Source organism: Sulfuriferula thiophila, assembly GCF_003864975.1.
GTDB lineage: Bacteria > Pseudomonadota > Gammaproteobacteria > Burkholderiales > Sulfuriferulaceae > Sulfuriferula > Sulfuriferula thiophila.
The window spans coordinates 96545-118503 of the sequence record NZ_BHGL01000003.1 but is presented as its reverse complement, the minus strand read 5'-3'; the positions used below and the strand labels follow the sequence as shown (position 1 = coordinate 118503).

General features: G+C 53.3%; 22 protein-coding genes. 7 read left to right on the top strand and 15 right to left on the bottom strand.

Annotated elements, in window-relative coordinates; genetic code table 11:
- Positions 1 to 67 precede the first annotated feature (67 nt).
- Complete coding sequence (locus EJE49_RS01670; protein WP_124948667.1) at positions 68 to 847, top strand: oxygen-binding di-iron domain-containing protein; 780 nt, start codon at positions 68 to 70, stop codon at positions 845 to 847.
- Here EJE49_RS01670 and EJE49_RS01665 read toward each other — a convergent pair.
- Positions 844 to 1716, bottom strand: a complete 873-nt coding sequence (locus tag EJE49_RS01665) for an ATP-binding protein (protein ID WP_124948666.1) — start codon at positions 1714 to 1716, stop codon at positions 844 to 846. The two genes, EJE49_RS01670 and EJE49_RS01665, sit on opposite strands and share 4 nt — an antisense overlap.
- Complete coding sequence (gene argJ, locus EJE49_RS01660) at positions 1697 to 2923, bottom strand: bifunctional glutamate N-acetyltransferase/amino-acid acetyltransferase ArgJ (RefSeq protein WP_124948665.1); 1227 nt, start codon at positions 2921 to 2923, stop codon at positions 1697 to 1699. Before argJ ends, EJE49_RS01665 begins: the two co-directional genes overlap by 20 nt.
- A gap of 201 nt (positions 2924 to 3124) precedes the next feature.
- On the opposite strand from argJ, the gene EJE49_RS01655 reads away from it, so the two are divergent.
- Entirely contained in the window at positions 3125 to 4252 is a 1128-nt protein-coding gene (locus EJE49_RS01655; RefSeq protein WP_189941600.1) for an ABC transporter substrate-binding protein, read from the top strand.
- A gap of 9 nt (positions 4253 to 4261) precedes the next feature.
- Here the strand turns inward: EJE49_RS01655 and EJE49_RS01650 are convergent, their stop codons facing one another.
- From EJE49_RS01650 to EJE49_RS01635, 4 genes are read right to left on the bottom strand one after another with little or no spacing between them, the layout of a single operon-like run.
- A complete protein-coding gene (locus EJE49_RS01650; RefSeq protein WP_124948663.1) occupies positions 4262 to 5059 on the bottom strand; it encodes a sulfite exporter TauE/SafE family protein in 798 nt (265 codons plus the stop codon).
- The gene (locus tag EJE49_RS01645; protein WP_124948662.1) at positions 5056 to 5385 is read right to left on the bottom strand and encodes a hypothetical protein; all 330 of its coding nucleotides are present in this window, start codon (positions 5383 to 5385) and stop codon (positions 5056 to 5058) included. The genes EJE49_RS01650 and EJE49_RS01645 overlap by 4 nt, the downstream gene beginning before the upstream one ends.
- Positions 5386 to 5401: 16 nt before the next feature.
- The gene (locus EJE49_RS01640; protein ID WP_124948661.1) at positions 5402 to 6082 is read right to left on the bottom strand and encodes a glutathione S-transferase family protein; all 681 of its coding nucleotides are present in this window, start codon (positions 6080 to 6082) and stop codon (positions 5402 to 5404) included.
- The gene (locus tag EJE49_RS01635) at positions 6079 to 6534 is read right to left on the bottom strand and encodes an EVE domain-containing protein (RefSeq protein ID WP_124948660.1); all 456 of its coding nucleotides are present in this window, start codon (positions 6532 to 6534) and stop codon (positions 6079 to 6081) included. The genes EJE49_RS01640 and EJE49_RS01635 overlap by 4 nt, the downstream gene beginning before the upstream one ends.
- 49 nt (positions 6535 to 6583) lie before the next feature.
- On the opposite strand from EJE49_RS01635, the gene EJE49_RS01630 reads away from it, so the two are divergent.
- Together EJE49_RS01630 and EJE49_RS01625 are read left to right on the top strand one after the other, a co-directional pair.
- Positions 6584 to 6886 (top strand): hypothetical protein, encoded by a 303-nt coding sequence (locus EJE49_RS01630; RefSeq protein WP_223246691.1) that lies wholly within the window; start codon positions 6584 to 6586, stop codon positions 6884 to 6886.
- Positions 6887 to 6895: 9 nt separating this feature from the next.
- Positions 6896 to 7375, top strand: a complete 480-nt coding sequence (locus EJE49_RS01625) for a WbuC family cupin fold metalloprotein (protein WP_124948659.1) — start codon at positions 6896 to 6898, stop codon at positions 7373 to 7375.
- 70 nt (positions 7376 to 7445) lie between these two features.
- On the opposite strand, the gene EJE49_RS01620 is transcribed toward EJE49_RS01625, so the two are convergent.
- The 4 genes from EJE49_RS01620 to EJE49_RS01605 form a co-directional block, all read right to left on the bottom strand.
- Positions 7446 to 8618, bottom strand: coding sequence for a DesA family fatty acid desaturase (locus EJE49_RS01620; RefSeq protein WP_223246690.1), 1173 nt, complete (start codon positions 8616 to 8618; stop codon positions 7446 to 7448).
- A 109-nt stretch (positions 8619 to 8727) separates the two neighbouring features.
- A complete protein-coding gene (locus tag EJE49_RS01615; protein WP_124948658.1) occupies positions 8728 to 10011 on the bottom strand; it encodes a mechanosensitive ion channel family protein in 1284 nt (427 codons plus the stop codon).
- A complete protein-coding gene (locus EJE49_RS01610) occupies positions 10008 to 10559 on the bottom strand; it encodes a phospholipase D family nuclease (protein WP_124948657.1) in 552 nt (183 codons plus the stop codon). The genes EJE49_RS01615 and EJE49_RS01610 overlap by 4 nt, the downstream gene beginning before the upstream one ends.
- The gene (locus tag EJE49_RS01605; RefSeq protein ID WP_124948656.1) at positions 10549 to 11889 is read right to left on the bottom strand and encodes an RsmB/NOP family class I SAM-dependent RNA methyltransferase; all 1341 of its coding nucleotides are present in this window, start codon (positions 11887 to 11889) and stop codon (positions 10549 to 10551) included. Before EJE49_RS01605 ends, EJE49_RS01610 begins: the two co-directional genes overlap by 11 nt.
- Positions 11890 to 12055: 166 nt before the next feature.
- On the opposite strand from EJE49_RS01605, the gene EJE49_RS01600 reads away from it, so the two are divergent.
- The 3 genes from EJE49_RS01600 to EJE49_RS01590 all read left to right on the top strand — a co-directional run bounded on the left by EJE49_RS01600 (position 12056) and on the right by EJE49_RS01590 (position 16136).
- Complete coding sequence (locus tag EJE49_RS01600; RefSeq protein WP_124948655.1) at positions 12056 to 13840, top strand: SulP family inorganic anion transporter; 1785 nt, start codon at positions 12056 to 12058, stop codon at positions 13838 to 13840.
- Positions 13837 to 14397, top strand: a complete 561-nt coding sequence (locus EJE49_RS01595) for an LbetaH domain-containing protein (protein ID WP_124948654.1) — start codon at positions 13837 to 13839, stop codon at positions 14395 to 14397. The genes EJE49_RS01600 and EJE49_RS01595 overlap by 4 nt, the downstream gene beginning before the upstream one ends.
- 110 nt (positions 14398 to 14507) lie before the next feature.
- Positions 14508 to 16136, top strand: coding sequence for a SulP family inorganic anion transporter (locus EJE49_RS01590; RefSeq protein WP_124948653.1), 1629 nt, complete (start codon positions 14508 to 14510; stop codon positions 16134 to 16136).
- A 19-nt stretch (positions 16137 to 16155) separates the two neighbouring features.
- On the opposite strand, the gene EJE49_RS01585 is transcribed toward EJE49_RS01590, so the two are convergent.
- The 5 genes from EJE49_RS01585 to EJE49_RS01565 form a co-directional block, all read right to left on the bottom strand.
- Entirely contained in the window at positions 16156 to 17346 is a 1191-nt protein-coding gene (locus EJE49_RS01585; protein WP_124948652.1) for an SLC13 family permease, read from the bottom strand.
- Positions 17347 to 18057 carry a tRNA (guanosine(46)-N7)-methyltransferase TrmB gene (trmB, locus tag EJE49_RS01580; protein ID WP_124948651.1) on the bottom strand — a complete coding sequence of 237 codons (711 nt, stop codon included), beginning with the start codon at positions 18055 to 18057 and terminating at the stop codon, positions 17347 to 17349.
- Positions 18057 to 18839, bottom strand: coding sequence for a thiazole synthase (locus tag EJE49_RS01575; protein WP_124948650.1), 783 nt, complete (start codon positions 18837 to 18839; stop codon positions 18057 to 18059). Before EJE49_RS01575 ends, trmB begins: the two co-directional genes overlap by 1 nt.
- A 30-nt stretch (positions 18840 to 18869) precedes the next feature.
- Positions 18870 to 19073: a sulfur carrier protein ThiS gene (gene thiS / locus EJE49_RS01570; RefSeq protein WP_124948649.1), complete on the bottom strand. Its 204-nt coding sequence runs from the start codon at positions 19071 to 19073 to the stop codon at positions 18870 to 18872.
- Between the two features lie 102 nt (positions 19074 to 19175).
- Positions 19176 to 21875, bottom strand: a complete 2700-nt coding sequence (locus EJE49_RS01565; RefSeq protein ID WP_223246689.1) for a calcium-translocating P-type ATPase, PMCA-type — start codon at positions 21873 to 21875, stop codon at positions 19176 to 19178.
- Positions 21876 to 21959: the final 84 nt, after the last annotated feature.

Below are 21959 nucleotides of genomic sequence, written 5' to 3'. Positions count from 1 at the left end.
GTTTCCTAATTTAGTGCGGATGCAGCATAATGCAGACATTAATATCTATTTATAGCAAAGGTGTCTGATGTCCATAGAACTGTATAACGACGGCGATCATGTGTGCATGATGTTCAGCGATTTAGTCGATGATAATGCCGCAGCCGTGCAAGCAAATCAATTCTTAATTGTGTCGAATGGCGAGGGTGCATTGATTGATCCTTCCGGCAATATGACTTATAACGGGCTGATCGTCGGCATGGGGCGGTATTTCCCATACAAGCGGCTCAAATACCTACTGGCTTCGCATCAGGACCCGGACATAGTGGGGTCGCTGAATAAGTGGATGATGTCCACCGATGCGGATTTGTACGTGTCCAGTTTGTGGTCTAGGTTTGTACCGCATTTTTGCACCGGCGATAAAACCGAGGGGCGTATTGTCGGCATCCCGGATCAGGGTATGCGTATTCCTTTGGGGAAAGATGAAATCGTCGCGGTGCCTGCGCATTTCCTGCATGCGGAAGGCAATTTCCAGTTTTATGATCCACGCGCACGCATATTATTCAGCGGCGATATGGGGGCGTCGCTGGTACATCATGATGCGGTAACCGAGCCCATCGTCACCCCGAGTGAATTTCGTGAACATATCCAGTATATGCAGGGTTTTCATCAACGCTATATGGTGTCGAGCAAAATTTGCCGTTATTGGGTCAACATGGTGCGGCAGATGGATGTGCATACCATCGTGCCGCAACATGGCCGCTGGTTTCAGGGCAAGCCGGCCGTTAATGCGTTTCTGGACTGGATTACTACTCTGGATTGCGGTATTGACCGTTTTAGTCAGGAAGATTATGTAATGCCACACTAAGTACGACGTCCGGCATAATCCTGCGCAAACTGCCATGCGGTGCGGCCCGAGCGGGTGCCGCGGGCCTGCGCCCATTGCAATGCCTCGCGTCTGTAGAGCTCTGGGTCGCTGATATTGATGCCAAGCGCATCCAGCCACTGCGTGACACCGGCGAGATAATTGTCCTGATCAAACGGGTAGAACGACAGCCACAGGCCGAAGCGTTCTGACAGCGAGATCTTTTCTTCTACCGCTTCGTTGGGGTGGACTTCCGCGCCACGATGCTGGGTTTTTTCGTTGTCGCTCATGTATTCGGGCATGAGATGACGGCGGTTGGAAGTGGCATATATCAGCACGTTCTCCGGCGGCGCGGCGAGCGTGCCGTCCAGCGCAGCTTTGAGCGCTTTATAGCCAGCTTCTTCGGCTTCAAATGACAAGTCGTCGCAAAATACAATAAAACGCTCAGGGCGGTCGGCGAGTTGCAGGGTGATATCGGCCAGATCAACCAGATGGGTTTTATCGACTTCAATGATGCGCAGCCCCTGGCTGGCATACAGCGGCAGCATGGCTTTGACCAGCGATGATTTGCCGGTGCCTCGGGCGCCGGTGAGCAGGACATTATTGGCCGGTTTGCCACTGACAAATTGCGCTGTGTTCTGCTGGATACGCTGCTTCTGCTGGTCTATGCCGGTGAGGCGGGTAAGGTCAACTGCCTGCGGGGAGTGGATGGCTTCTATCCAGCCTTGCTCGCCACGCCGCCGCCAGCGCAAGGCAATGGCGCTGTTCCAGTCGGGCGCGGGCGGTGCCGGTGGTAGCCACGCTTCCAGCCGCGCCAGTACTGCTTCGGCGCGGGTGAGCAGGGGGACGAGATCAGCTGCGGTATTCGGCATTGATTTTCACGTAGTCGTAGGAGAAATCGCAAGTCCACAAGGTGGCATTGGCCGTACCGCGATTGAGTACCACGCGCACGGTAATTTCGGCTTGCTTCATGATGCGCTGACCGTCTGCTTCTTGATAGCTCGCGGCACGACCTCCATTTTCCGCTACCAGCACATCGTCCAGATACAACTGCAGGGTATCGACATTGAGGTCGATTACGCCGGCATAACCGATAGCAGCGAGGATGCGCCCCAGGTTGGGGTCGGAAGCAAAAAATGCGGTTTTTACTAATGGCGAATGCGCGATGGCATAGCCGATCTTGCGGCATTCATCGCGGTCTACGCCGCCTTCTACCTGGATCTGCATGAATTTGGTGGCGCCTTCGCCGTCGCGCACGATAGCTTGCGCAAGTTCCCGCGACAGGTCGGTAATGGCGGCGGCAAGTGCGGCGTAATCCGCGCTGGCAGCGTCGGTTATCTCGGCATTGCCGGCTTGTCCGGTGGCGATGAGTATGAAGGAATCATTGGTTGAGGTGTCGCCATCCACGGTGATGCAGTTGAAACTGAGATCAGCCGCCTGGGTCACCATGTTTTGCAAGGCATCCTGGCTTACCGCCGCATCAGTGGCGACATAGCCGAGCATGGTTGCCATGTTGGGATGGATCATGCCCGAGCCTTTGGCGATACCGGTGATGGTCACTGTTTTGCCACCCACTTCGAGTTGACGCGAAGTGGCTTTGGCGACGATGTCGGTGGTCATAATGGCGTTGGCGGCGGCAAACCAGTTGTCGGCACGGCAGTCGGCAATCGCAGCCGGGATTGCGGCAATGATTTTGTCGGCTGGTAGCGGTTCCATGATGACGCCGGTGGAGAATGGCAGCACTTCGGGCTCGCGGCATGGCAGCAATGCGGCAACGGCATCACATACCTGGCGGGTGCGTGCCAGGCCATCTTCGCCGGTGCCGGCATTGGCATTGCCAGTGTTGATGATGAGCGCGCGCGGAGCGGCTTTGCTTAAATGCTTTTTGGCGACGATGACCGGCGCTGCGCAAAAGCGATTCTGGGTGAATACGCCGGCGACGCGACTGCCAGGAGCAAGCAACATGAGGGTTAGATCCTGGCGGCCGACTTTCTTGATGCCGGCCGAGGCAATACCGATGGTAACGCCGGCTATCGGCAATAGTTTTTCAGCGAGAGGGGGGGCTAAATTGACAGGCATGGTGCGCGCTCAGTGAAGTCTAAAGTTAGATTCTAACCCGAAATCCCGAATATATGCCGTGTTCTGGCCAGAGTGGGAATGGATTATTTAGTATGGAAAATGAGTAGGCATTGTCGGAAGAAAAGGTATGAGCCATTTAATATAACTGTAACCAAGTTGCAATAAACTGGCGTCTCTTATTGTTTTGGAATGTGTTACGTTATGTTGATACCCCGGGGTTTGTTGCGTGGATTAAGAATGTTGAGTGTTGTTGGTATGTCGCTGGCCTGTGTGCAGGCTGGGTGGGCAGCTGATATCAGGGTGGGTGAATCGATAGATTTGACGGGTGCCAATGGCGATACAGGTAAGGATTTTTTAGCGGGCGCACGTGTTTATTTCGATTACATCAACAGTAATGGCGGAGTGCATGGCAAAAAAATCGTACTCGACGTGCGCGATAATCAGGGTTCAGTAGCGCAATCCCGGCTGATTACCCAGGAGTTTCTGAATAAGAACCGAGTGGATGTGCTGTTTGGTTACTATGGCGAAGGCGTAGTAGAGGCGACGGCGGAAGACAAAGGATTTACCCAGTCTGATATGCCACTGGTTGCGCCATTCTCCGGAGCGACATTGGCTAATCCCGGCAATATTTTTTTCCTGCGCCCTAGTTATCTTCAGGAAACCCAGGCGGTACTCAAATATGTACAGAATCTGGGTATGAGCAAACTGGCTGTGGTTTACAGTCCGAATGCCTATGGCCGTTCTGCGTTACAAGCGGTTAAATCCGAATTGCAGGGTAAGTCGCTACAACTGGTAGCTGAACAGGCGATGCGTGAAAATAATGCAGCAGATATGTCGGCGGCAATTCAGAAGATAAAATCAGGTGGCGCACAGGCTACGTTGATGATTCTGGAAACCTTGCCTGCTGCCGAGTTTGTTAAAACCTACCATCCGCTTTCACCAGGCGCATTGTTGTTAGGCTTGTCGCAAATTAACCATCAGACCTTGATCGAAGTTGCTGGCAAAAAAGCTGCAGCCGGTGTGGTGATCACGCAAGTCGTACCGCATCCAGCCAATTTTTCGTTGGCTGCTGTGCGTGAGCTGGACAAACTGATGAAGAAATACCGCGATGAAGCGCCCTCACACTTGACCATGGAGGGTTATCTGGCCGCCAAGCTGCTGGTGAAAACGCTGGAGCGGGGCGATGCGCCGAAACAGATTAACCAGTCTCTTAGCAATTTACGTAATTTTGATATGGGCGGTTTTTACCTGAATTCGGGCGCTAATCACCGGGTTTCCAATTATGTGGATATCACGGCGATTAGTACCCGCGGGGGCTTGTTGCATTAAAGCCGTAAGTTAAATTAAGGCGATGCCCATTTTGATGCCGAGCGCATACAGCAGGATGGAAAATATGCGTTTGAGTATGGCAACCGGCAAACGGTGTGCCATGCGTGCGCCTAAGGGGGCTGTCAGAATGCTGGTGCTGGCAACGGCGGCGAGTGCGGGCAGGTAGACATACCCCGCGCTGTACGCCGGCAGTGTTGTTACGTTCCAGCCTGAGGCGATATAGCCTAGCGTTCCCGCCATGGCAATAGGTAAGCCGATGGCGGCCGAGGTGGCAATGGCCTGATGTAATTTGCTGTTGCACCATAGCATGAATGGCACAGAGAGCGTTCCCCCGCCGATACCTACCCAGCTCGATACTACGCCGATAATGCTGCCTGCCAGCGTTAATCCGGTGCTGCCCGGCAATTCGCGGTGCGGCGCAGGTTTAAAGTTGAGCAGCATTTGCGTTGCCGCATAAAATAGAAAGGCAACGAAAAAATAGTGCAGGAACTGACCGGGTAGCCGGTCTGCCAGCCATGCACCGAGTAGCGTCCCGCCGATTATGCCCGGTGTAATCCGGCGCACCATGACCCAGTTGACTGCGCCATGGGCATGATGTGCGCGCATGCTGGAGATCGCGGTGAAGCTGATCACGGCAAGCGAGGTCGCCAGTGCCAGCAGCATGGTATGTGCCGGATCAAAGCCCTGCAAGGCGAACAGCCACACCAGTATCGGTACCAGCACCAGGCCGCCCCCTACGCCGAGCAATCCCGCGACAAAGCCTGAGGCCAGTCCCAGTGCAAGGTAGTAAGGCAGATAGGTAATCATTCCTTTAAGCGCATAGCCTCATCGTTAAAAGCGCCGTCGATTTTATGGACGATGTCTTCTACCAGGCGAAAACCTTCCACCGGCGCATCATCTTTCATGTAAGTCAATCGTATCGGCCCCAGGGTCTTAATCGCCTGGGCCCGTTCAAGCGCCGCGTCAGGACTGGTGATGCCGCTGTTTTTGTACATTTGCGCAATGATATTGCCGACGATAGGGTTTTTATGGGTGCCGTCGATGGCCTTGGCCAGGGTGGTGTTGATGTCACCGTCCATGAGGTCATATTTGCAATTGGCGCCGACATAGCTGAGTAATTCGATAAATGTCATGTGGATTCCTTAAGGATTAATGTTGGGTGATGAGACCCGCACGCAAACTGGCGTTGCAGGCTGATTCGACACGCTGGATGTAGTACATCAAGTCGAGGGGCATGGTTACGCCATCCAGTAATTGTAACGGAAATAGATCGCAGGCGATGACGATATCGCAGGCGCTGAGTGTGTTATTCAGGTAAAAACGCTGCTTGGCGAGATGCTGCCCGAGCTGGCTCAGATGTGCTTGCGCCGCGAGCTGCAAAAACCCATCGTACCGGTCATTGGAAAGCGCTTCTACGCTCATGCCATAGCGATGCAATACAGCAGCCTTGTATGCGGCCATGTCGTGTTCGTTGCCGCCAATATCGCTGAATGCAGGTAATACTGGCGCATACAAACGGTCGCGCAGATGCAGAACGCTGTCATGCCATGCCAGCAAGGCTTGCCATGCAGCATCATCGACCAGACCATTGAATAGCGGAGGGCCACCTAGCCAGTCGTCCAGGTTGCGCAGGATCGCCATGGCATCAGTGTGAATGGGCTGGCCGGGGATGTGCAGTGCCACATCGGCACGCGCGACGCCGAGTTCAAACCAGATGTCATCGTCGTTTTGAGCCAGCGCGATGCTGTCAAAGGCGATGGCTTTATAGCTCAGCGCGAGCCGGATCTGTTGCGCAGCCATGGACGACCAGCGGTGATAGAGTTTGATCATAATTTGCTGATGATAAACTCATATTCACGCGGATCGACAGGGGTAATCGACAGGCGATTGCCGCGCTGCAGTATGCGCATCTGTTCCAGTTCTGGATATTCGCGTATTTCCTTGAGTGGCATTAACCGGGTTTTTTTGACCAACTGCACATCGACGTTAAGCCAGCGCGGTGTTTCGCGGGTGGCTTTGGGGTCGAAATATTTGTTGCTCGTATCAAACTGGGTTTCATCCGGATAGGCCAGCCGGCTGACCCGCGCCAGCCCGGCGATACCCGGCTCGGCACAGCTGGAGTGATAAAACAGCACCGCATCGCCGACCTGCATCTGATCGCGCATGAAATTGCGTGCCTGGTAATTGCGTATGCCGTACCAGGCGACTGTTTTATCCGGGAAACCAGCCAGGTCGTCTATGCTCACATCGGAAGGTTCGGATTTCATTAACCAATATCGCATGGCATTCTCGTCGTATAATAAGATTCTGCTTATTTTACTGGAAAACATTATGTCTGCGCTCGAACAAAAACTGGTTACATGGTTTCAGCATCCTGCTGTTCAGGCACATAATTGGGATGTGGGTCTGTTTTGGGAGGCGATCGATCACCGTCATCCGTTTGGCCGCCTCAAAATTGAGCCGCGCGAACTGGAAGTGCTGTTTGCCACATTGGTGGAAGAACCTTCTGAATGTATCGCCGAACTCAACGCTGAATCACAGGCACGTGGCGATTACATGTTACGCGGCGATTTTCTGGCAGCGAATGCGAGTCGCCATGAGTTGCCGTTATTGACACGAGTTTACGTTAGTTAGGAGCAGGATTTGAAGCAACTGGATTTGGCTATGCTCGATACGTTGAGCGCACAGGCAAAAGCATCACCACGGTTACGGGCGAATGCGAATTTACATGACGAGTTGAGCGACCCTATTCAGCGCCTCGCTATTGCGATGGAGCCGGATACCGTTATTCGTCCGCATCGGCACGCGCATACCTGGGAATTGCTGACCGCATTGCGTGGTCGTTTTATTGTGCTGTTATTCAATGATGATGGCGTAGTGACCGAACGTGTGGTGCTGGGCGAAGGCTGTGCCGTGCAGGAAACTCCTGTAGGCGGTTGGCATGGTGTGCTGTCTCTGGATACGGGGGGCGTGATTTTTGAAGTGAAGCGCGGCCCTTATACGCCGATTAACAGTGCGGATTTTGCGCCCGGTTATGAGCTTGATGATGCGCAGCAAGGTGCTGAGCTGAATCGCTGGTACGCACAGGCACAAGTTGGTGACAGGTTGTGGAGTCAAGTCTGACTGGCTGAAAGTTCTTATCCAATAAAAAACCCGCCTCACAGCGGGTTTTTTATTGGCTTGCTTTTACTGCTTAGGCATAGCAACGCAACTTGCGTGAAAATGCCTGCAGCGATTCAATACCGCTCGACTCAGCGCGTTGGCACCAGTCCTGCAGCTGCTTCAGCAGTTGTTCCTTGGAGGCGTTGGAGCGTGCCCACAAAGCTGATAAATCCTGACGCATGGTGTAGATGGTATTGAGCTCATGGCTTTGCTTGAGCACTTCTGCCAGTCTTAATTTGTCATCATCCGCAAGATCAGCAGCATCCAGATGCAGCCAGTGTTTAAGTTTCTTGATCATGCCGTGGTCCTGCTGCAGCTTGCTCATTTCAGCGCTGCAAGTGGCTTTGACGGTGCGGGCATAGCGTGTCAATACATCATAACGATGGGTAATGACAGCCTGCAGCAGATCCTGATCGCACACTTGTTTAGCTGCGTTGAATCGAGCAGTCGGTGCTATTTTCTTGACTTTGGCTAGGCCGACGATTTCCATAGTGCGGATATACAGCCAGCCAATGTCAAACTCATACCATTTGTTGGAGAGCTTGGCTGAGCTACCGTAAGCATGGTGGTTATTGTGCAGCTCTTCGCCACCGATCAGGATGCCCCAAGGCACGATGTTGGTGCTGGCATCTTCACAGGTGAAGTTGCGGTAGCCCCAGTAGTGACCGATACCGTTGATGATGCCGGCGGCAGTGACTGGAATCCATGCCATTTGTACTGCCCAGATGGTCAGACCGATAGGGCCGAACAAGGCCAGATTGATGGCCATCATCAGGTAAATACCTTTGCCGCTGTGCTTGCTGTAGATATTGCGTTCTACCCAGTCTTCCGGTGTGCCAGAACCATACTTTTCCATGGTTTCAGGAACTTTACAGGCAGCGCGATACAGTTCTGCGCCTTCAAAAAACACTTTTTTGATGCCCAGAACTTGCGGGCTATGCGGGTCTTCCGGGGTTTCACATTTGGCGTGGTGCTTGCGATGTATCGCTGCCCATTGTTTGGTAACCATACCGGTGGTCATCCATAGCCAGAAACGGAAAATATGGCTAGGGATAGCGTGAAGCTCCAGTGCGCGGTGCGCCTGATGGCGGTGCAGATAAATGGTGACGCCTGCAATCGTTAAATGGGTAAATGCCAGTGCGACTAAGACATAGCCATACCAAGGCAGATGACCAACCAAACCGTTCGCGAGTAATTCCATCATAGTGTTTTTTACCTTTAAGCAATGCGCCGCTAAAGTGCGGGGCTATTTAGGATAATCTTATCCTGTTTGTTTACTATAGTCTGACAATATACCAGAAGTCAAGATATTGTCATAATTTGCTTGTATTTTCCAGAATGTGTATATCGCGGCGCGGATAAGGAATTTCAATAGCGTTGGCTTTGAAAGCCTTCCAGATGCTGAGATACAGGTCGGAACGCAAGTTGGCCTGCCCTTCTTCCGGGTCATCTATCCACACGATCAATTCCAGATTGATGCCGCTGTCGGCAAAAGCGGTAAGCAGCACACGAGGCATGGTGTTCTCGGTTTTCAGTACGCGTTCATGATTGAGGGCTGTCGAGGTCATGAGGCTGAATGTCAGTTCCAGATCGCTGGTGTAGCTGACCTGGATGGGCAAGCTTAATCTCACATCGCGTTTGGTGAAGGAGTGGTTGACGACGGTGGAGGTCATCATGGTCTCGTTAGGGATGATGATTTCAGTGCCGTCCTGAGCGCGCAGCAAGGTGTAACGGGTGTTGAGTTGGCTGACTTCGCCATAGCGGTTGTCTACCGTGACCATGTCTCCGGGCCGTATGGAGCGATCCAGCAAGATGATAAAGCCGGAGACGTAGTTGCTGGCGATTTTTTGCAGTCCCAGTCCCAGTCCTATGCCTAATGCTCCGCCGAACACTGATAATACCGTTACGTCTATGCCCACTGCGGGCAGCGCGATCAGTACACCGATGATCAGCAATAACGTACGGATGGCTTTAATCAGGGCCAGGCGCAAGCTTGGATCCAGGCTGGTCACGCGCATCAGGCGTGCTTCTATAAATTGCGCCAGCCAGAGTGCAACGACGACGGCGATAACTATGACGGTTGAAGCTTCAAGTAGCAGCAGTAGCGAAAAATGATGTTTGCCTGATTCAAAAGATATGGCGTCAAGTGCATATTTAATACGGGGTAGCAGCCCGGTTACATGCAGGGCGAAGCCTAACCAGATGGTCCACGCAATATAACGTTCCCAGACTTTGAGGGCTACGTTGTTATTAAAGGCGTAGCGCAGCATGTACACCAGCATGCGAACCAGAACCAGTGCACCCAATAAGGGGACGGCAATGTTAAGCAGGTGGGCCTCATGCCACTGTTCTAATATGCTGCGACCGATGATGATCAGGATTAGTCCGATTAGTGGCAGTCCCAGACGTTTGAGTGCAGCCTGGCCTATGCGCCAATTGGCATTTTCATGGGTGAGATAGGGGGAGAGCAGGCGCATCAGGCCCCAGCTAATCAAACCGCAGGCGATCAATAAGCCGGTTTGCCAGAGAAGTTCGGTCTGGTGCGATTCATTGAGTAAATGCCCGATGAGGTTTTCAAAAGCGACAGGTTGGCTCATGGTAATAGTGGTAGCGAATGTTCACGATGTCGTTGCCAGTTATTGCGGTAGGCGTCGGCAATGCCCGGATTGTCGTGCAAAACCAGCAAATTTTCAGCATTGGTAAATTGAGCAGCATGGGTGAAATTATAGCTGCCGGTAATGACGACTGGGTGATTATCGGCGTCGATAATCATGACCTTGTTATGCGCGCTGAGGTGTTCGCTGTCCATCAGTACCGGAATTCCGGCGGCGGCAAGCTGGCGGATCAGGCTGGTAGGGATGCGTTCGCTCTGTTGTGAGTCGGCAATCACCAGAACTTCGATGCCGCGCTGATGAGCCCGGATTAACGCATCGGCGATACCGATATGGGTGAAACTGTAGGCTTGCACCAGAATTTGTTTGCGCGCATGCCTGATCGCTTGCATGATCAGTCCGGCCGCATCATCTCCCGGCGTGAAGGCTACCTGTATGCTACCCACGGCAGTCTGTGGAGCGGTTGCCGGTTGCAGCGCGGTGGCCTGGCACGACCACAGCACGTTAATTAAAAATAATAATTTATACAGCATCCGTTGTCAGCGCCTCGGAGTCTTCCGGAGTCACAATAACTGCTTTTTTGACTTTAATTTTTTCGCTAGCAGGTGCCGCATCAGCTTCCATAACGGCGGCAAAAAATCCATCCGTAGCATGATCTGCCGGGTTAAGGCGCAGATATTCACCGGTATCCACATTGATTTGCTGGTTCTTTAGTACCTCAGCAGCATTTTTAAGCTGGAAGCGCGGGTTGGCAGCAAGGAACGCGGTAACGATATCTTCGTTCTCTTCCGGCAACAGGCTGCAAGTAGCATAAACCAGACGTCCACCCGGCTTCACTAATTTGGATGATGCGGCCAGTATGCTGGCCTGTTTGACAGTCAGTTCGGCGACACTTTCCGGATTTTGGCGTAATTTCAGATCCGGATTGCGACGTAAGGTGCCAAGTCCGCTACAGGGAGCATCGACCAGCACGCGATCAATTTTACCGGCGAGGCGTTTGATGCGGCTGTCATGCTCGCTGGTAATGAGCTGCGGGGTGATGTTGGACAGGCCCGAGCGCTTCAGGCGCGGCTTGAGCTTGGTAAGGCGCTTTTCGGAAACGTCAAACGCATACAGGCGGCCGGTCGAGTTCATTAAGGCGCCTAGCAATAGTGTTTTACCACCCGCGCCGGCACAGAAATCCACTACCATTTCGCCACGTTTTGGTGCGACCAGATAACCCAGTAACTGACTGCCTTCATCCTGTACTTCAAATTCACCGGCCAGGAATGGCTTGTATTTGCTGAGCGCAGGCTTGTCGGCCAGGCGTATGCCGACGGGTGAGTAAGGTGTGGCGGTTGCGGTCATGCCTGCGGCGTTGAGTGTGGCTAGTAACTCGTCGCGTTTAGCGAGTATGGTATTGGTGCGTAAATCCAGTGGTGCGGAGCGGCGTAAAGCGGCAGCCAGACGGGTCGCCTCGGCTTCGCCGTATGTTGCCAGCAGGCGGTCGGCCAGCCAGTCCGGCACATCCCACTGTACTGCCAGCGGTTGAGCGCTCAGATCGAAAGCTTTAATGGCAGGCACCTGGTCCATCTCCGGGCCACGCAGGTACGGTTCAAGCTGGCGCATATTCATGCCCTGAATACGTACTAACCAGGCAATGGCCAGCAGTCGCGGCGTGGGTTTGCCGCAAGCGGTGTCCAGCGAGCGCAAGTTGCGTAATACGCCGAATACCAGTTCGGCGATAAAGGCGCGATCCTTGGCGCCCAATGTGGGATTCTCGCGGAAAAAACGGCTGAGTAAAACATCGGCAGGTGCTTCCAGTGGCAGCACGGTGCGCAGGGCGCTGATAGCGGTTTCTAATGGTAGTGGAGTGTTGGCCATGATTATGCGGATAATGTGAAATATAGTGTTAAGTTTAGTCGATGCAGCAAGCTAAACCAAATCGACGTAAGTGTCGTGTAAGTTTCGGATTGCTGTCACGTGCCAAATAAGCGATAATTGGCGGTATTTGCTGCATGAATTTTTTGCTTATTAATCTGAGGTTGCCTTGAAAAATACTCTCGCTTGTCCTCTCTGGCTGTATAAAGTTTTCCCGTTTCTGCGCTGGTGGCCGATGGTTGATAAAACCAGCACCAAAGCAGATCTGATCGCGGGACTGACCGGGGCAATGATAGTATTGCCGCAAGGTGTTGCGTTTGCCACCATCGCCGGCTTGCCGCCTGAGTATGGTTTGTATGCAGCCATGGTACCAGCAATTATGGGCGCCATGTTCGGTTCGTCCTGGCATCTGGTGTCAGGCCCGACTACTGCGATTTCTATCGCTGTATTTGCCTCGGTCAGCCCTTTTGCCGAACCCGGTTCCGCTCACTATATCAGCCTGGTATTAACGCTGACTTTCCTCGCGGGTCTGTTCCAGCTAATTATGGGTCTGGCACGCATGGGAGCGCTGGTTAATTTCATTTCGCATACCGTGGTGATCGGCTTTACAGCAGGTGCGGCGGTGTTGATTGCAGGTAGCCAGATCAAGCATTTCCTGGGTCTACAGATGCAACGCGGCTTGCCGTTCCATGAAATTCTTGAGCAGGTATATCTGCAGTTCGACAAGATTAATCCTTATGTGGCTGCAGTCGGAGCAATAACGCTCGTGTCGGGTATCGTGCTGAAAAAACTGATGCCCAAGATGTATATGATCCTGGCCATGGTGATTGGTAGCGTGGCCGCCGTCATCATTAATAAAATGGCAGGCGGGCCGGATGTTACCCAGATTAAGACGGTGGGTGCGCTGGCAGCACATTTGCCACCGCTGACCTATCCGGATCTGTCGCTGGCAGCGATCAAGCAGGTGTTATTCCCTGCATTGATTGTGACCATGCTGGCATTGACGGAAGCGGTCTCTATTTCACGTGCGATTGCAGTGAAATCGGAACAGCGTATTGACGGTAACCAGGAATTTATCGGCCAGGGTTTATCCAATCTGTTTGGTAGCTTCTTCTCCAGCTATCCGTCCAGCGGTTCGTTTAATCGTAGCGGCGTGAATTATGCGGCTGGTGCAAAAACGCCTTTGGCAGCGGTGTATTCTTCCGTGTTCCTGGTCATTATTCTGATGATGGTTGCATCGCTGGCAGCATACTTGCCAACCGCTGCGATGGCGGGGATATTGTTTCTGGTAGCGTACGCCTTGATTGATTTCCATCATATCCACTCTATTCTGCACACCAGCAGACAGGAAACGGCTGTTTTGGCGGTCACATTGATTGGTACGCTGGTGGATCTGGAAAAGGGTATTTTCTTCGGTATCATGCTGTCGCTGATGCTGTATCTATATCGTACTTCACGCCCTTCCGTGGTGGCAGTGGTGCCGGATGCCGAGCCTGACAGTTATCACTATGTGCCGGTAGATACCAAGCCGGAATGTCCACAGATGAAAATTTTGCGCATGCAGGGTTCTGTTTTCTTTGGCGCGGTGAATCATGTGCAGCAGGTGCTGCAGGATGTGGATGAGGTTAACCCTGCTCAGAAACATGTGTTGCTGGCATCGAGCGGAATGAACTTTATTGATATTGCCGGTGCCGAAATGCTGGTACAGGAAGCCCGTCGTCGTAAGAAAATCGGTGGCGGTCTGTATTTTTATCGTATGCAGCCAGGCGTGCAGGATCTGCTGGTCAAGGGTAATTACTTGCGCGATATCGGTGAGGAAAATCTGTTTCCTGCCAAGACGCGGCCGATAGATACGATTTACTCCAAACTGGACAGTGAAATTTGTCGTACCTGCCAGGCGCGCATTTTTGCACCATGCAATGTTAAGTTACCCAATGGAGAGCCTCGTCAATGATACGTAAAAACCCGAGTGGTGATTTACCCGTAATTCATGAATCAGCGTTTGTTGATCCCACCGCGATTATTTGCGGCAAGGTGTTTATTGGCGAGAATGTGTTCATTGGCCCTTATGCGGTGATCCGCGCCGATGAGGTGGATGCTAATGGCGAGATGGAGCCGATCGAGATCGGTGCCAATTCCAATATTCAGGATGGGGTGGTTATCCATTCCAAATCCGGCGCGCGTGTGCAGATTGGTCAACATACTTCAATTGCACACCGATCTATTGTGCATGGCCCCTGCGTAGTGGGTGATCATGTGTTTATCGGTTTTAATTCGGTGCTGTTTAACTGCGTGGTCGGCAAGCGCTGTGTGGTGCGGCATAACTCGGTGGTTGAAGGCTGCGAACTGCCGGACGGTTTCCATATTCCGTCTACCACCAATATCCACGCTGATTCGGATCTGACCCTGGTTAAACAAGTGGGTTTCAGCGAAAAGGATTTTTCCGAAGATGTGGCACAGACCAATGTAAACTTGGTCAAGGGTTACAAAAAATTGCAGAATGAGTTTTAATTTGTTACGCTGATTCGAGTTTCTTAATTTAGGATAGAAACATCGAATTCACATAAAAGCCGCCTTATCCATGATTGGAAAAGGCGGCTTTTTGTTTTCCGGGGATGCAAATGATTGTTTTACTGGAAGCGCAACGGGCTGGTTTATTTAATCGGCGTGATTTAGTTAAAAACCTGATGGCGGGTGTCATCGTTGGTATTGTCGCCTTGCCGCTGGCAATGGCCTTTGCGATTGCTAGCGGTGCCAAGCCGGAGCAGGGTATCTATACAGCGATCATTGCCGGATTTTTTGCGGCGGTGCTGGGTGGCAGCCGTGTGCAAATCTCCGGCCCTACCGGCGCATTTATCGTGATACTGGCGGCAATTACCGCCAAACACGGTTTTGACGGCCTACAGATTGCGACATTGATGGCCGGAATTATGCTGATGGTCATGGGCTTCAGTAAACTCGGCACGATTATTCGTTTTATCCCGATGCCGGTGATTACCGGATTTACCGCAGGCATTGCTGTGCTGATCTGGGTTGGGGAGTGGAAAGATTTTTTCGGTTTGCAGCCGGTTATCACAGGTGCGCATTTTCACGAAAAATTAATGCATCTGATCGCAGCGTTACCGGGCATGCATCTGGCAACGACCTTGCTGGCAACGCTAGGGCTGGTTATTTGCATCGTCGCACCACGCTTTATTAAGCGGATTCCTGCGCCGCTCATTGCGATGGTGGTAGTCACCTTAATCCAGTATTACGCCCAGTTCGATGGCGTCGCTACACTCGGCTCGGCCTTCGGCGGAATTCCCGACAGCTTGCCGTCGTTCCACGTACCAGAGGTTACTTTCTCGCGTATCGTCGAGTTGATAGGTCCGGCATTTACCATTGCGCTGTTAGGCGCAATTGAGTCACTGCTGTCAGCCGTGGTGGCAGACGGCATGACGGGGACGCGCCATGACTCCAATCAGGAACTGATCGGGCAGGGGGCTGCCAATATCCTGTCGCCATTATTCGGCGGCTTTGCTGCAACCGGCGCGATTGCGCGGACGGCAACCAATATCCGTAATGGCGCTAACAGTCCGCTGGCAGGTGTCGTGCATGCACTGACGCTGGTGCTGATTGTGCTGGTGTTCGCGCCTTGGGCCGCTTATATACCGCTGGCGGTGCTGGCAGCGATATTGTTCGTGGTGGCGTGGAACATGAGCGAGATGCATCACTTCTGGGACATTCTCACCCATGCACCGAAAAATGACCGGGTGCTGTTGCTTATTACTTTTGTCCTCACTGTATTTACTGACCTGGTTATTGCCGTGAATGTCGGGGTGCTGCTGGCAGCTTTACTGTTTATGAAGCAAATGACTGATTCAGTAAAAGTCACAGGCGACAGCGAAGTTGATCTGGCTGAGTTTTGTCCGGTGGGGGTGCCTAAAGGTGTGCAAATCTATTCCATAGATGGACCGTTTTTTTTCGGTGCTGCGGAAACCTTTGAACGTACGCTGGCGAGCCTGAATGCAGATGTAACAGTGCTGATCATCCGTTTAGGGCATGTGCCATTTATTGATGCGACGGGGATACATTCGCTGAAGGCAACTATCAAGCTGTTTCAGAAACGTGGTGCGCGCGTGATTGTGTGTGAAGCTAACGAGCGCGTACAGAAAAAGCTGCATCTTGCCGGAGTGGACGCGATGTTGGGGCAAGTAAACTGGCAAGCGGACCTGGGCAGTGCCTTGCAGACCGTAGGAAGGGTTGAGTGAGCGGGGATAAATCGCGGCGCTATTTGGCCTGCAAAATATCGGGATGCCAGCCTAACAGCAGCAACAGGGTGAAGTAGCCCAGCACATATCCAACCGGTACATACCACCCTTGTTTCAGCCACAAGCCGGTATTTTTGGCTTCTGGGAAGCTGCTGGCAATGGCAACACCGGCAGATGAACCAAACCAGATCATAGAACCGCCATAGCCGACCGCGAACGCGAGCAGACCCCAGTCATAGCCGCCCTGGGTCAACGCCAGCGCGGTGAGCGGGATGTTATCGAATACTGCGCTGACAAAGCCCAGCCCCAGTGTCGTGTGCCAGCTGGCGGCAGGTAATGCCGCTACCGGCATGAGCGATGCGGAGAGTACCAGCGCAATCAGGAAAATAGCCCCGCCAAAGGCATTGCGTGCTTCACGCCAGGGGATGGGGTGGAACCAGGCACCTATCAGGATGGCCAGCCATGCGCCCGCTGCCGGGAAATCCAGCAGGATATTGCTGGTTGCTGCGCCGGCTATGATCAGGGCGACGGTGATCAGACGTGTCGCGATGACGCTGCTGACAACGCTCAGTTCGATACCGTCTACCATGCTGCTGGCAGGTGGGTCTTTGCGGATGGGTTGGTAACGCTGCTGGGCGCGGCTGGCAAAGATGCCGACCACGGTCATGGCCACGGCTGAAGCAATGAATGCTTTAGTAACATGGAGTGCAGGTACGCCGGCGATCCACATCATGGTCGTGGTGGTGTCGCCGACAACCGAGCCAGCGCCACCGGCATTGCTGGCTGCGACGATGGCAGCCAGATAACCGACGCTGACACGTCCGGCAAATACACGGCGGGCAACCACGCCGCCGAGGATGGCGGCGGCAATATTGTCGAGGAAGCTGGAAATGACCGCGATCATGATCAGTAATAGCCAGCCGCCTTTCCAGTCATCCGGTAAATAACGGGGCATTAAATCAGGCAGTCCGGATTCTTCAAAATGCTTGGCGAGGATGGCAAAACCGAGCAGCAGGCCCAGCAGATTCAGTATCAGCGGTGCCTCATGGGTGAAGTGCGGGAGCAGGGCGAAATGTTGCGCCCACAGTTTGTAACCGACGATACTGAACAGCCCCCCTACGGCGATCTGCAGATTGCGTTCATGCCAGACGGCCACGCCCAGCAAGGTGCCGGCAAACAGCAGGAATTCGATCGGGATATTAAACAGCATTTATTCGGATTTTTTGAAGACGATATCCCATACGCCGTGCCCGAGGCGGATGCCGCGCTGTTCGAATTTGGTTAAGGGCCGGTACTCCGGACGCGGTGCATAATCCGTTGCCGTATTGGCGAGCGCCGGTTGGGTGGATAACACCTGCAGGATCTGCGTGGCGTAATCTTCCCAGTCAGTGGCACAGTGCAGATACCCACCTGCTGCAAGTTTGCGGGTGATCAGTGCGACAAATTCAGGTTTGATCAGGCGCCGTTTATGGTGGCGTGTTTTATGCCAGGGATCCGGGAAGAAAATATGTACACCTGCCAGGCTGTTATCCGCAATCATGTGGTTGAGCACCTCTACTGCATCATGTTGCACGATGCGCAGATTACTGAGGCCGCGTTGCTCAATCTGGTTGAGCAGGCTGCCGACGCCGGGGCCATGTACTTCGATACCCAGATAATCATTCTCGGGATGCGCTGCAGCGATGGCGGCAGTTGCATCACCCATGCCGAAACCGATTTCCAGTATCTTCGGCGCGCTGCGGCCAAAGGTTGCGGTTAAATCCAGTGGCTGCGCAGCGTAAGGAATACCGTACACCGCTTGTAACTGATCGTGGGCACGTTGCTGCGCGATTGACATGCGCCCCTGACGCAATACAAAGCTACGTATGGGGCGACCGACCGGGCTTGGTTTCTCAGAGCTTGGTTTTTCAGAATCGGACATCAGGAACCAATCACGCCGCTGGTAGGGGAAGACGGGCTGGCAGTGTAGATTTTCTTCGGCATGCGCCCGGCCAGATAAGCTTCGCGACCGGCCTGTACGGCTTTTTTCATCGCGCTGGCCATCAGCACCGGATGCTGCGCACCGGCGATAGCGGTATTCATCAACACACCGGCACAACCCAGTTCCATCGCAATCGCCGCATCGCTGGCGGTACCGACACCGGCATCGACTATCACTGGTACCTGCAGTTCGTTGATGATGATCTGCAAATTCCACGGGTTCAGGATGCCCATGCCCGAGCCGATCAGCGAGGCCAGTGGCATCACTGCCACACAGCCCATGGCTTCGAACTGTTTGGCGATAATGGGGTCGTCCGAGGTGTAGACCATGACCTTGAAGCCTTCCTTGATCAGGATTTCGGCGGCCTTGATGGTTTCCACCACGTTGGGGTACAGGCTTTTCGGGTCGCCCAGCACTTCCAGTTTCACTAGGTCGTGTCCATCCAGCAGTTCGCGCGCCAGACGCAAGGTGCGTACTGCATCTTCAGCGCTATAGCAGCCTGCGGTATTGGGCAGGTAGGTGTAACGGCTGGGGGGCAGGGCGTCGAGCAGGCTCGGCTGGTTCGCATCCTGGCCGATATTGGTGCGACGTATCGCCACGGTGACGATCTCTGCGCCGCTGGCTTCTACCGCGAGTCGGGTTTCGTCAAAATCCTTGTATTTTCCGGTGCCTACCAGTAACCGTGAGTCGTAGCTTTTGCCAGCAATAATTAGCTTGTCCATAAATGCCTTAATTGTTCCTTATTGAGCGAATTAACCACCACCTACGGCGACTACAATTTCCAGTTGGTCGCCGTTATGGAGTGGAGTGGTTGCAAATAAACTGCGCGGCACGATTTCGCCATTGCATTCGATGGCAATGCGTTTGCCAGTCAGCTCCAGCTCGGTGATGAGCTCCGCGACAGTGTGGGCTGCTTGCAGTTGTTTGCTTGTGCCATTGATAGAGAGTTCAATCAACTTAAGATTCCTCGCTTATACGTCGACAATATCCTGAATATTTTAACACAGCACGCGCGCTACTTTGATCGAAAGCAACTTATCGGAAACTTGATCAAGCTGTTATCCGGCTTGATTGTTCTGATAGAGCAGACCTTTGCGTATTAATAATTTTTCCATTTCGACAGCAAAAAACACAACGGATGACAGCGCCAGACACACAGCCAGTTCGCTGAAGCTGAGTGCTTGCGTTTTGAAAACAGGCTGCAGCACTGGCACATAAATTGTTGCCATCTGCAGTGCAAAAGTGAGAACTACCGCCCCTGCCAGCATGGGATTGGAGAATATTCCCTGCTTGAATAACGACAGGGTGTCCGAACGGATCGCCAGCACATGCGCCATCTGCGACAGACACAGCACGGTGAATACCATGGTCTGCCAGTGTGCTGAGCCAGTATGGAATGCCCATGCCTGGGTGATGAGCGACACCGCGCCAATCAGCAGTCCCACCCACAACATATGCTGCCACATGCCATGGGAGAAAATGCTTTCCTGAGGTGGACGAGGCGGGCGGCACATGAGGCCTTTTTCAGCAGGTTCTGCAGTCAGTGCCAGACCGGGCAAGCCATCGGTGACCAGGTTGATCCACAGGATATGGATGGGTAGCAACGGGATAGGCAGGCCAAGAAATGGGGCCAGAAAAATGGTCCAGACTTCTCCCGCATTACCGGTCATTACGTATTTGATGAACTTGCGGATATTGTCAAAGATGCGCCGTCCTTCACGCACGGCATGCACGATGGTGGCGAAATTGTCATCCAGCAGCACCAGAGCCGATGCTTCACGCGCCACGTCGGTGCCGCCCTTGCCCATGGCGATGCCGATATCAGCACGTTTGAGCGCGGGCGCATCATTGACGCCGTCGCCGGTCATGGCAACAAACTCGCCTTTATCCTGCAAGGCACTCACAATCCTGATTTTTTGTTGTGGGTCAACACGGGCATACACGCGAATTTCGCTGACCAGCTTCTCGAACTCTGCCTGCGCGAGTATCGCCAGTTCTGCGCCAGTCATAACTTTACCGCCATCGGCAATAATGCCCAGGCGCATGGCAATGGCGCGTGCGGTAGCCGGATGGTCGCCGGTAATCATGACCGGAACTATTCCGGCAGATTTGCACATGGCAACAGCTTCCTTGGCCTCATGTCGCGGGGGATCCATCAGGCCGATTAAACCAAGACATACCAGATTGCTTTCTATCGATTCTGTCTCGTCAGCGTTGGGTAGTTCCGGCCAGGTGCGATAGGCGACTGCCAGTACGCGTAAGCCATCTGCTGCCATGCGTTCGGCCTGCTGCAATAAATCATCAACGGTAAAAGCCACCTCCCCGGCGGCAGTGAGCATGGCTATGCAGCGCGGTAGCAGGCTTTCCGGCGCGCCTTTGGTATAGGCAATGCTGCCTTGCTGATGGCGATGAAACGTGGTCATGCGCTTACGCTCGGAATCGAACGGCAGTTCCATCAGGCGTGGTGCGCCGATTTGCAGTACAGCCTTGTCAAATCCCGCAGCCAACGCAGCTTGATATAGGGCAATTTCGGTCGGATCGCCGGTTGGTTTGTTTTTTTGCCCATGGCTGGCATCATTGCTGAGCGCCAGTGCGGTAAACAGTAATTTATGGGTATCGCCGAGCATCATGTTGTGCCAGTCCCGCAATAACTGGCCATCGACGAAAATTTCTTCTACCTGCATTTTGTTCTGGGTGAGCGTGCCGGTTTTGTCAGAACAAATATAGGTGACCGAACCCAGGGTCTCAACTGCCGGCAAACGGCGAATCAGCGCATGTTGTTTCACCATCTTGTGCGCACCCAGTGCCAGCGCAATCGTGACCACAGCGGGCAATGCTTCCGGAATTGCCGCCACAGCCAGGCTCATGGCAGTGAGGAACATCAGCACGACGGGTTCACCACGCATTACCCCCACTACGAATACAATGGCGCAGATCGCCAGTACAATTAATGCCAAGCGTTTGCTGAATCTGGCCAGGCGCTGCTGTAGTGGGGTTTTGAGGTCACCAATTTCCTGTAGCGATGTGGCAATTCTGCCCAGCTCCGTATGCATACCCGTTGCGACAGCGACTCCGCGTGCCCGGCCATAAGTGACTACCGTGCCTTTATAGGCGATATTTTTCCGGTCGCCCAGTGCTGACGATGCACCAGACAAAGCCTGGATATTTTTTTCAGCCGCCAGTGATTCACCGGTTAAGGCCGCTTCATCAATTTTCAGTTGGGCCACTTCCAGCAGGCGCAGATTGGCAGGCACAACATTGCCTGCTTCCAGTATGACGATATCGCCAGGCACAATCTCGCTCGCGGGTAATGTCATGGCTTCCCCGTTGCGCATCACGCTGGCATTCGCTGCAGCCATGGCGTGTAAGGCGGCCATAGCGCGTTCTGCGCGAAATTCCTGAACGAAACCGATGATTGCATTTGTCAGCACGATGATGACAATGACGATACTGTCCTGCACATCGCCGACCATGCCAGAAATAATGGCCGCTCCGATGAGTACCAGAATCATGAAGTCCGAAAACTGCTCAAGCAGCAGACGCTGCAGGCTGCGTTTCGGTTTTTCTGCCAGCAGATTGGGGCCATGCTGTATCAGGCGTGCGGAGGCTTCGTCAGAGGCTAGTCCTGATTGAGCATCAGCCTTGAGGGCATGCATGGTTTCTGCTCCCGATATCTCATGCCAGTGCAGGTGTAGATTGGGTTGTTCAGTCTGCGGCGTTTTTTCCATAATGGGCGAATGGCCAGAAGTGTCCAACATTTTGATGATACTGCAATACATTGCCATAACCATAATGAAATCAGAGCCAAACGTTGCGCGTACTGCACACGGAATCAAGAACCT

Coding starts and splice junctions, on each gene's coding strand:
- trmB (WP_124948651.1), bottom strand. CDS start 18,057: ATGTCCGATTCTGAAAAACCAAGCTCTGAGAAACCAAGCCCGGTCGGT.
- EJE49_RS01665 (WP_124948666.1), bottom strand. CDS start 1,716: ATGCCGAATACCGCAGCTGATCTCGTCCCCCTGCTCACCCGCGCCGAA.
- EJE49_RS01645 (WP_124948662.1), bottom strand. CDS start 5,385: ATGACATTTATCGAATTACTCAGCTATGTCGGCGCCAATTGCAAATAT.
- EJE49_RS01630 (WP_223246691.1), top strand. CDS start 6,584: ATGTCTGCGCTCGAACAAAAACTGGTTACATGGTTTCAGCATCCTGCT.
- EJE49_RS01585 (WP_124948652.1), bottom strand. CDS start 17,346: ATGCTGTTTAATATCCCGATCGAATTCCTGCTGTTTGCCGGCACCTTG.
- EJE49_RS01670 (WP_124948667.1), top strand. CDS start 68: ATGTCCATAGAACTGTATAACGACGGCGATCATGTGTGCATGATGTTC.
- EJE49_RS01605 (WP_124948656.1), bottom strand. CDS start 11,889: ATGGCCAACACTCCACTACCATTAGAAACCGCTATCAGCGCCCTGCGC.
- EJE49_RS01650 (WP_124948663.1), bottom strand. CDS start 5,059: ATGATTACCTATCTGCCTTACTACCTTGCACTGGGACTGGCCTCAGGC.
- EJE49_RS01635 (WP_124948660.1), bottom strand. CDS start 6,534: ATGCGATATTGGTTAATGAAATCCGAACCTTCCGATGTGAGCATAGAC.
- EJE49_RS01615 (WP_124948658.1), bottom strand. CDS start 10,011: ATGAGCCAACCTGTCGCTTTTGAAAACCTCATCGGGCATTTACTCAAT.
- EJE49_RS01610 (WP_124948657.1), bottom strand. CDS start 10,559: ATGCTGTATAAATTATTATTTTTAATTAACGTGCTGTGGTCGTGCCAG.
- EJE49_RS01620 (WP_223246690.1), bottom strand. CDS start 8,618: ATGATGGAATTACTCGCGAACGGTTTGGTTGGTCATCTGCCTTGGTAT.
- EJE49_RS01640 (WP_124948661.1), bottom strand. CDS start 6,082: ATGATCAAACTCTATCACCGCTGGTCGTCCATGGCTGCGCAACAGATC.
- EJE49_RS01565 (WP_223246689.1), bottom strand. CDS start 21,875: ATGTTGGACACTTCTGGCCATTCGCCCATTATGGAAAAAACGCCGCAG.
- EJE49_RS01595 (WP_124948654.1), top strand. CDS start 13,837: ATGATACGTAAAAACCCGAGTGGTGATTTACCCGTAATTCATGAATCA.
- argJ (WP_124948665.1), bottom strand. CDS start 2,923: ATGCCTGTCAATTTAGCCCCCCCTCTCGCTGAAAAACTATTGCCGATA.
- EJE49_RS01590 (WP_124948653.1), top strand. CDS start 14,508: ATGATTGTTTTACTGGAAGCGCAACGGGCTGGTTTATTTAATCGGCGT.
- EJE49_RS01575 (WP_124948650.1), bottom strand. CDS start 18,839: ATGGACAAGCTAATTATTGCTGGCAAAAGCTACGACTCACGGTTACTG.
- EJE49_RS01655 (WP_189941600.1), top strand. CDS start 3,125: ATGTTGATACCCCGGGGTTTGTTGCGTGGATTAAGAATGTTGAGTGTT.